The sequence below is a fragment of the Arthrobacter sp. Dra40 genome (assembly GCF_059091905.1).
Genome location: NZ_JBNHHB010000207.1, coordinates 1 through 8933 on the forward strand (window position 1 = coordinate 1; position 8933 = coordinate 8933).

An 8933-nucleotide genomic window follows, 5' to 3' on the forward strand; every position below is an offset into this window, starting at 1 on the left:
GCCCCCGACCTGCAGACAGGCGAGCGGGTCTACGCCCGGAACGCCATCGACCGCGGCCACCTGGTCCGCCGGGCCTCGGCGGTCTGGGGCGACACGGTCGCCGAGGCGAAGCTGGCCAACGAAGACACCTTCCACTACACCAACGCCGCACCCAAGGCGGCCAAGTTCAACCAGGGCCTCGAACTGTGGCTGGGCCTGGAGTCTTACCTGCAGGAGCATGCCGCCGAATACCGCGACAGGATTGTCGTCTTCACCGGGCCGATTTTCAGCGCCCAGGATCCCGTGTATCGGGGCGTGGAGATCCCGTTGCGCTTCTTCAAGGTCGCCGTGTTCATCCACCAGGGAGAGCTGGCGGCCGTCGGGTACGTGGTGGACCAGACGCCTGAGCTGGGCGAACTGCCCGACATCCCGCGGCCGGAGGCCATCGACGACGTCCCGCCGCTGGCCCCGTTCCGGACGTTCCAAGCACCCATCAGGGACATCGCCGAGCTGACCGGCCTAAACCTGGACCAGCTGGTCGCCGTGGACCGGATGCCGATCGCCGCGACCCTCGGAACTGCCCGCGTCGGCTCCACGTGACGGAAACTGAATGCCGTCGATGACCTCGACCTGGACTTCGACCTGCAGGACTAAACCGGGGCTGCTTCTGGTGCTCAAAGGCTGGGAAAGTGGGCACGAAATCCCCAGACCGCACTCGGGGGAAAAGGAGGCCGCCCCCTTCAATTCTGCGAGGTTGTGATCCATGAGCCGGATGTACGTTAGTGCTAGTACCGGCCTGAGCGAACGATTGGCCTGAGAAAGTGCACCGACCCAGGACGCGTCGTCAAGGAAATACTGTGCGACGTGTCCGGTCATGAGAACGAGATCAGCCCAATTCGCGGGCAGTTTCTCGGCTCTTCCATGCAACCACGAAACCGAGCCGGCGTGTTCCTGCCCGCCGGCTAGGGATAACATCGTTTGTTCTTGCTCGACGCCCATGACTTTGTGGCCTTCACCAATCATCGAGGCGGCCAACAAGAGGCCGGGAATCGCCACTCCTTGTAACCGACCCAACTTCCTAAGACCTAGGCTGCGATAGCTCAGGCCGCATCCATCGACGGTTGAACCATCAGAATTCACGCCACGCTGTTCCCACGGGACGGTCCCGGGCAGTCCCCCTTAGTCGTCTTCCATGTCGTTGTCTTCGCCTTCGAAGTGCCGAACCGTAATGCCGCACTGGATGCGATTCCTGTCGAGTGCGTCTTCAAGGCGTTCGTACAGGTCTGGACGAATTATGAGGTCCGTGCCATGGACCGCCGGTGCAAGAGGGGTATAGCTGCCGTCGTGTATGAGGAATCCACGCCAGTTGCGTCCCACCACAGCTGGCCCTTGGTCATCAACCAGGCAGTGGCGAACTGTCGGAAACTCTGGACGCAGGTCGAGAAACGCTACGAGTTCGAGTCGGGGCACGAGAGTGAAGGGGTGAAGTCCAACGCCGCGGTCGCGGTGGGGGGCGCTCGGTTCGCCTCTGTAGTTGGCCATCATGGTCAACGGTCCATAGAAATCCTCCAAGTTTTCAATGGCTGAAGCTGCGTCTACACCGGGGAGTAGGTGGTCGTACGGGGCCAGCCAAATATTCGGTGGGTTGGTTCCGATAGGCATCGAATCGATCGGCATGGACGCATCGGTTGCCTCGAGGCCGGTTGACATGAGCAGTTGTCGGGCTGGCTGTTTGGGGTAGGTGCTGGCCAAGGTGGCCTGCCGTTCGAACATGCCGATTTGAACCCAGTTGTTGTACGGCCTCTCTGCGACACGGACAGGCCCTGTATCTTGTACGGTGACGCTGCGAGTCCGCTCGAGTTCGACCGCGGTCGGCGGCGGCCATTCGTCCTCGTTGTCCTGCCAGGGAATGGGCGTCAGGGAACGCGTCAGAAGATGGTGGCGGGTTGCCGGACGCGGAACGCGCGACGATTCTTCCAGGAGTGCCCATCTGGCCGAAGGGGCAAGCGAGCAAGCGTACCCGGCTTCAAACCTCCGGGCATCGGCTGTCAGGAAGCCTTCACGGGCACATGCTGCTCTAATTCCAGCTGCTGTCCGTTGGATGGCATTCTCTATTTCTTCTTCATCGTTGAAGTAGGCATCGGGGATGCGTTGCGACGATGGCGAGCGGAGCTGGCCGATCTGTTCGCTAGAGCGCTGTTTGATGATTTCGACTCGGTCGACCAGATTTTGGATCACGGCTTCGCGCACGCCGGGGGGCTCCTTGGCGTCCGCGAGGCGATCGTCTAGGAATAGGCAGACGAGCCTCTCGACCTGTCCTCGGGGGATGTTCAGGTTCATTCTGCTTCTTTTTCGTACTCGCCGACGAGGGCTTGGAAAGCAGTGCTGACGGACAGTGCCGGCGTTGTGGCTGGCGGTTCCGGCACGGGGAGTCCGTGGGTGTCGAGAATTTGGCCTGCTAGTGCTCGAACGGACAGGTGGTCGCTCACCGCGAGTTGGGTGAGTTCCGCGGCGAGGTCGTCTCCGAGATCCCCCTTCGGAACATTCACGCACACAGTTTCGAGTAGCCAGGTGCTGCGACCTGCGTCCAGATTTTTGCGGAGTATGTATGAGAGCGCGCTTTGGGCGACCTTCGGACGGACGGCGAGGAGAAACTGGGTAGCTACCAGAGCGAGTCGTACCTGTTCCCGCGCGGCATGGCAGATGGTTGCTAGCGCCAGTGTTGCGATAGCAACGTTGAGGTCGTCGGTCGAGTCGGGCGTTGGCGTGGGGTGGTAGACGTGCGTGCCTGTTTCGGCACTCCCGGGGAGGCGGTGACTGATGATGTTGAAGGCCGCGTCCCAGCAGTCGGCGGCGGTGCCTCCGGGGCTGGTTGTGGGCTGCGCGGCGAATGCTGTGATGAGGCCCTGGCTGCTTCCGTATGAGCCGTAGGATGCGGCGGCGACGCGGTTGGTGACCGCTGCGGCGAGGGCGCGTTCGGCGGTGTCGGGGTCGAGCTTATGGGCTTGCTCCCATAGTGCTCGGCGTTCCCGGCCGGCGAACTGTCGCCAGCCTCCTCCGCCTCGGATGCGCTGGTATGCGGTGACGAGGCAGTAGCTGGCGACCTCGGCGACCGCTGTGTCGCGGTCAGCGTAGGCGGCAAGACCCTGTCCGAGGTCGGCGAAGATGTCGTTTCAGGAGAACGTGGAAATCTCGCGGGCGACGTCGTCGATGAGGGTAATTCCGGCGTGGGCCCCTTTGGCGAGTGTTGTTTCGAGAATGCGAAAGCCAATTGCATTGGTGGCTGCGTCGATGTCCCATGTGGCGGGCTCGTCTTGGTAGCGCTCCTTGTCGATTGCGTGGGCGATGCTGATCGCGCCTGCTCGTCCTTCGGGCGCCTCGGGACGTTGAGCTGCAGTGAGGCGCTTGAGGAGCGCGTGTGGGTCTGGCGTCTGTTCCGTCCGGAGAAACGAGCTTTCGTTTTCCCGGTCTGGCCGCGCTGCTCGAGGGTCAAACTCGGGACCACCTAGATCCATCACAGCTTGGACGAGCGCCTGGTTGACGGCTTCTTTAGACTGGTTGCTCGAGTATTGCATCGGCTGGTTGTCGTACGATGCGGCGATGTTGTTGGCGAGGACACTGAGCATCGTGTCGCCGGGTTGGCTAGTCCCTCGCTCAGGTGCAAGACGGCTGAGGATTTCCAGGTCAACCGTTGGTGATCGCCAGGCGATGCTTGTGGTGAGCCGCAGTGCGGCGAGGACGGCCGGGTCTGCTGTCGCGCAGTGGTTCTGCAGCAGGCGTGTCTGCGCTGCTTCTGCTCGGGCGTCTTCGAATCCGACGGTGTCGAGATAGAGGTCAGCGGCGTCGCGGGCTGCAGCGACTGGGTCGACAGATGCGGCGATCTCCCACCATTGAGTTACGTAGTGCGATGTATCGCGGCCGTCGGTGTGCTGCCGTACGAGGTAGACCAGGTCGACGAGTTTGGCGAGTCGGGCTCGTGCTTTCGTCGGGTCTTCGATGTCTTCGATGCTTGCGACGATCTCGGAAAGCGTGGGGTCTTTATGACCGCCGTAGCTTGAGAGCAAATTGGCAGCCCGGTTCCAGCACTCGCGTGCTTCGTCGGTTGCTCCTGCTGCGATGCAGATGCGGGCGGTCTCAAGTTCGAATGCAGCTTGCTGGCTGTATCCGGTGTGGTCGTCGTTGCGACGTTCACGGACGACGGCGAGGAGGGCGTGGACGGCACCGATGCCGATGTGGTGGGAGACTCGTCCGAGGATTGAGAGTAGATCATTGGTGGTCAGCGGACCGTTCTCGCCCAGACCGAGATTGGTGGTCGTAGTGGTGCCATCGGCTATGGCAATGAGGTGGTCGAGGACGGTATCAAGATCTGTTTCTCTCACGACTGTGAGGGAATTCTCGATCACCTGGTGGATCAGGGGATGAATGAAATACAGGTCACATGCTCGCGGCTTGCCGGTGAAAGGCTTGGCCTCGACGACGAGGTCAGCCAGTGCGACGACAACCACGGTTGATGCGGCTTCGGGCGTTGAGGTGCCAGCGCGGACATCCTCTGCGATTCCTATAGTCGTGACGGTGTAGCGGAGCCATGCCCGGTAGAACCCGACGCCGGACAATTTTGCGCCGGCCTTGAGCACAAGGGCAGGGTCGATGGCCTGCGCGAGTGTGAGGAGAGCGTGCCACCTGCTGACGGACGGTTCGTCGGCAGTCCTCTCTCCAAGAATGGCGTCCGTGGCGGCATTCAGTTCAGCTTCGAGATCCGCGATTCCAAGTCCGGCAAGCACATTCTGTGGTGCGACACCGTGGAAGAGGTACCCGATGATGTCGAGCGTCGGATCCAATTCCCATGCTTGGCACGCTAAGTCATGCGGGTCGGGGAGCCCGATGGTTCCGCTAGCGGCCAGGTCGGCGAGTGTCAAATAAGTCTTCGCCGCGTTGGCCGGGTTGGTCATCGCTGCAGCTACCTGGGGCATGTAGTCCGCGGGCAGTCCTGCCGTGAACGTTTCTACGAGATCGACCAAAGACGCGTCGTGCTCGCCCTCCAGATGCTCGGCAATTATCGGAATGAGAGACGGGTTGACGTCTTGTCGTTGGGTGCGAAGTCGAAGCGCTCCGCGTTGGGCGGCCAGTTGGAGGGTGCCGTCGCGGTCAGAGGAGTAGCTGCTCCGTTCAGTCTTGCGCTGTGTCTCCCAGCCCTCGATGTACGCCTTCCAGGGTGCGGCAGCGCCGGCTCGGTCGACAGCGTCGCTGATGCGGAGCCCCCATCTCGGAGGGAACGTGGCACGCCCGTTGTAAACAAGGCGTTCCGCAACGATCTCGGCACCGAGGATGTTCACGATTACGTCGACATAATCGGTTACCGTGTCGGCAAGGGCGTCGTTCTCGTATGTGTCGATGGCTTTGCGGACTTCGATGCAGGTGACTAGGGTCGGCCAGTCGAGGCGCGATTCGGCTTCACGTGCGATAACGCAGAGGGCTCGTTGAAGCGCTTCTGGGGAGTGGAACTGCCGGACTCCGTCTGCCACGAAGTGTGGACCGACCAGCGCCTTGAGCTGGTCGTACTCGCCGAGGTTCGCGAGAAGGTCAGGTAGATGACGGAATGCGCGAGAATCGATAAGGAAGCCGCGACCTTCGAGCCACCTCGCAATCATCTGGCGAATAGAGCTCGCGGTCTCGTGGTCGATGTTGCGGAGGATGTGCCGCGAGAAGCTCTCATGGTGGAGGCGCAGCCCGCCGAGCCCCTTCTGGGTGTTGAGGACTGGGGCAAGCGACTGGAGGGCGGGAATAACGATGGCTTTGATGGGTGAGCCGAGAAGCTCCGCCAGCTCATCAGGGGTGAGCGAAAAGTCGCACAGCGCGAGCGTGTCGGTGGCGAATCGTTGGTGAAGGGTCATCGCGTCGCGCAGGTAGTCGTAATACTCCTCGACCGTTGTAGCCGTGTCGGGGACCAGTTCTAGACGATGGATGAGTTCGTTGACTGTGAGCGGCGCCGGGGTATCGTCAAGAGGTGATGCGCCAAGTGCGAGCCTGCACAGGTAGGTCGCGTAGAGCGCGTTTCCGTTGGAACGTTCGTGGACCAATGTGACGATGGTGTCCTCATCGGACGAATCGACGGGTCCGCTGCCGTCAGGCGATTCAAGCAGGCCATGCTTGGCGGTGAGCGCCTGGATCTCCTCCCGAGACATCGGCGGCATCTGGACTGGGCCGGATGCGGGGACAACTGGCTCGAGGTGGGTTCCGGGCTGGCTTGCGACGAGTAGACAGACGCCAGCGGGGAGGTTGAGGGCGGCAAGCTCCTCGACCACAAGACGTGACGGGTCTTTCTGCTGGTTGGTGCTGCGTCCGACGACTCGGTCGACGTGGTCGAGGCCGTCGACGACGAGAAGGACTGGTTGGCCAGGATGGGTTTCGCGGCAGTTCTCGAGTGCCGATTCGAGTGCTTCCGTGCTCGTCGCAAACTTGGGGCGAAGGTTTTTGGTTGCTTCGGGGACCGCTTGGCCAAGCTGGTCGAGGAGACTACCGATGACGACTTCGGTCAAGACTCGATCCTGTAGGTGGTCGTCGCTTGAGCCGAGCCAGCAGTGGTGGCGTGCGACTGTCCAGGCGTTGTCTCGGTAGCGATTTGTAAGCTCTTCGCACAGCCACGATTTCCCGACGCCTGGCTCGCCTACAACGACGACTCGTCCTCCACCGATCACTGTGCTGTCGATGTGTTTGCTGACCTCTGTCGTTGCTCCGACGCGAGCAACGGCGACTTCAGTCTCGATGGGGTGTCCTGCGGTGACGGCTCCGAAGTCGACGCGCAGCCCGAGTCGAGGTTCGATGAGGTCGCGTCGCACGACTCCGGTATCGACTACTCGCGCAGATGTTGCTGCTTGAACGAGTGCGTGTGCCGCGAATTCGGGAGTGATGTCGGCATTAGGAGTGCGTCCTGCCCCAAGATCTTCGATGACGCGCCGGAGGAGGGCGCGTTCGGCAGCGCCCGGGTCAGCGAAGCTAATGGTTGAGGCCGGCGCACCCGTGTCTACGACGAGACGACTGCAAGCGCGACGGAGGTCGTTGTCGCTGAGGTGCTTGACCATGTCGACCCAAGGCTTGCTGGCGCGCAGCGCGGCGGGGTCGAACCGGTACTTCGCCGTTGTGATGCCCGGGAGCGGGTCGGCAGGCCGGTCGGACGGGTCAAAGGGCAACAAGACGACGGCGAGAGAGTCGTCGGGCTCTTGGTCTCGGACGACGATTCGGTATGTGGTGGCTGGGGACGTTGCTAAGTCCCTTAAGAGGGAGTCGAGGATCTTATTGAGCTTAAGGTTTCTGCCGTCTTGAGTAAACGTCTCTTTCGAGAGCTGACGGTCTGTAGTTGTGTGCTTGATTTGCAGGCGGCACCGGGTCTTATCCGCGTACGTGATGTTGACATCGTCAAACCGATCTGTATCGAACCCCTTGGTGTCGACGGTGATGGTCTCCGCAACGCCCAAGACGAGGTCGACCAGGGCGACCGCCGTGATTAGGTCCTGGTAGAAGTAGCCGTGGTGGGTAGGACCGAGACTCATCGCGTTGTATCCGCCCCTCTACTTCCGCTCGTTCAGAGTGTTACGTATTCTCGCCCTATCTGAGCAATGCTCAGATAGGGCGAGAATCTTGCTCAGATTGGCTGAAAATGCTCAGATAGGTCGGGATCTCACAAGGACTTAGAAGTCCCAGTCCTCGTCTTCGGTGTTGACTGCTTTGCCGATCACGTAGGAGGAACCGGAGCCGGAGAAGAAGTCGTGGTTCTCGTCGGCGTTCGGGCTGAGGGCGGAGAGGATAGCCGGGCTCACGTCGGTGACCGTGGACGGGAACATGGCCTCGTAGCCCAGATTCATCAGCGCCTTGTTGGCGTTGTAGTTCAGGAACTTCTTGACATCCTCGGCCAGGCCCACGGCGTCGTAGAGGTCGTGGGTGTACTGCACCTCATTCTCGTACAGCTCGTAGAGCAGCTCGAAGGTGTAGTCCTTCAGCTCCTGCTTGCGGGCTTCGGACTCCCCCTCGACGCCCTTCTGGAACTTGTAGCCGATGTAGTAGCCGTGGACGGCTTCATCGCGGATGATCAGGCGGATCAGGTCGGCGGTGTTCGTCAGCTTGGCCCGTGAAGACCAGTACATCGGCAGGTAGAAGCCCGAGTAGAAAAGGAAGGACTCCAGCAGCGTGGAGGCGACCTTCCGCTTGAGCGGGTCGTCGCCGTAGTAGTAGCCCTCGATGATCCGGGCCTTCTTCTGCAGGTTCTCGTTCTCGGTGGACCACCGGAACGCCTCGTCGATCTCCTTGGTGGAGGCGAGCGTGGAGAAGATCGAAGAGTAGCTCTTGGCGTGCACCGACTCCATGAACGCGATGTTGGTGTAGACGGCTTCTTCGTGCGGAGTCAGTGCGTCCGGGATCAGCGACACCGCGCCGACGGTGCCCTGGAGCGTGTCCAGCAGGGTCAACCCTGTGAAGACGCGCATCGTGAGCAGTTTTTCGTCCTCGGTCAACGTGGCCCAGGACTGCACGTCGTTGGACAGCGGGACCTTTTCCGGCAGCCAGAAGTTGTTGCAGAGCCGGTTCCAGACCTCAACGTCCTTCTCATCCTGGATCCGGTTCCAGTTGATTGCTTCCACGTGGTGCAGAAGCTTGACCTTCTCGGCTGACATCGCTTCCCCTTCTTCACAAGTCTGTGTTGTTCCATGGTGCCCGAACGCCGGCCGCAGCTGCGGCCGGCAATGGTCCGACGGTTCCGGTGGATCCCGGTCTGCCGTCGGTGCCCGTACGACGGCGGGTGGGCACCCGCCGTCGTACTTTTCAGTTGTCTCGTGCTGCTACAGCATGCAGCTGACGCAGCCTTCCACTTCGGTTCCCTCCAGCGCGAGCTGGCGGAGCCGGATGTAGTAGATGGTCTTGATGCCCTTGCGCCAAGCGTAGATCTGGGCCTTGTTGATGTCGCG

At 61.4% G+C, this 8933-nt stretch carries 5 protein-coding genes; 1 reads left to right on the plus strand and 4 read right to left on the minus strand.

The window, feature by feature from the left end; all coding sequences use genetic code 11:
• A partial coding sequence (locus AC5RWT_RS31225; protein ID WP_494083603.1) for a DNA/RNA non-specific endonuclease occupies window positions 1-579 on the plus strand: 579 nt, incomplete at its 5' end.
• A 579-nt stretch (window positions 580-1158) separates the two neighbouring features.
• Here AC5RWT_RS31225 and AC5RWT_RS31230 read toward each other — a convergent pair.
• The 4 genes from AC5RWT_RS31230 to nrdF form a co-directional block, all read right to left on the minus strand.
• Entirely contained in the window at window positions 1159-2319 is a 1161-nt protein-coding gene (locus tag AC5RWT_RS31230) for a hypothetical protein (protein WP_494083604.1), read from the minus strand.
• Entirely contained in the window at window positions 2316-2528 is a 213-nt protein-coding gene (locus tag AC5RWT_RS31235) for a hypothetical protein (protein ID WP_494083605.1), read from the minus strand. Before AC5RWT_RS31235 ends, AC5RWT_RS31230 begins: the two co-directional genes overlap by 4 nt.
• Before the next feature lie 624 nt (window positions 2529-3152).
• Entirely contained in the window at window positions 3153-7526 is a 4374-nt protein-coding gene (locus AC5RWT_RS31240; RefSeq protein WP_494083606.1) for an AAA family ATPase, read from the minus strand.
• Between the two features lie 138 nt (window positions 7527-7664).
• A complete protein-coding gene (nrdF, locus tag AC5RWT_RS31245; protein WP_493967747.1) occupies window positions 7665-8642 on the minus strand; it encodes a class 1b ribonucleoside-diphosphate reductase subunit beta in 978 nt (325 codons plus the stop codon).
• Window positions 8643-8933: the final 291 nt, after the last annotated feature.

Coding starts and splice junctions, on each gene's coding strand:
- AC5RWT_RS31230 (WP_494083604.1), bottom strand. CDS start 2,319: ATGAACCTGAACATCCCCCGAGGACAGGTCGAGAGGCTCGTCTGCCTA.
- nrdF (WP_493967747.1), bottom strand. CDS start 8,642: ATGTCAGCCGAGAAGGTCAAGCTTCTGCACCACGTGGAAGCAATCAAC.
- AC5RWT_RS31240 (WP_494083606.1), bottom strand. CDS start 7,526: ATGAGTCTCGGTCCTACCCACCACGGCTACTTCTACCAGGACCTAATC.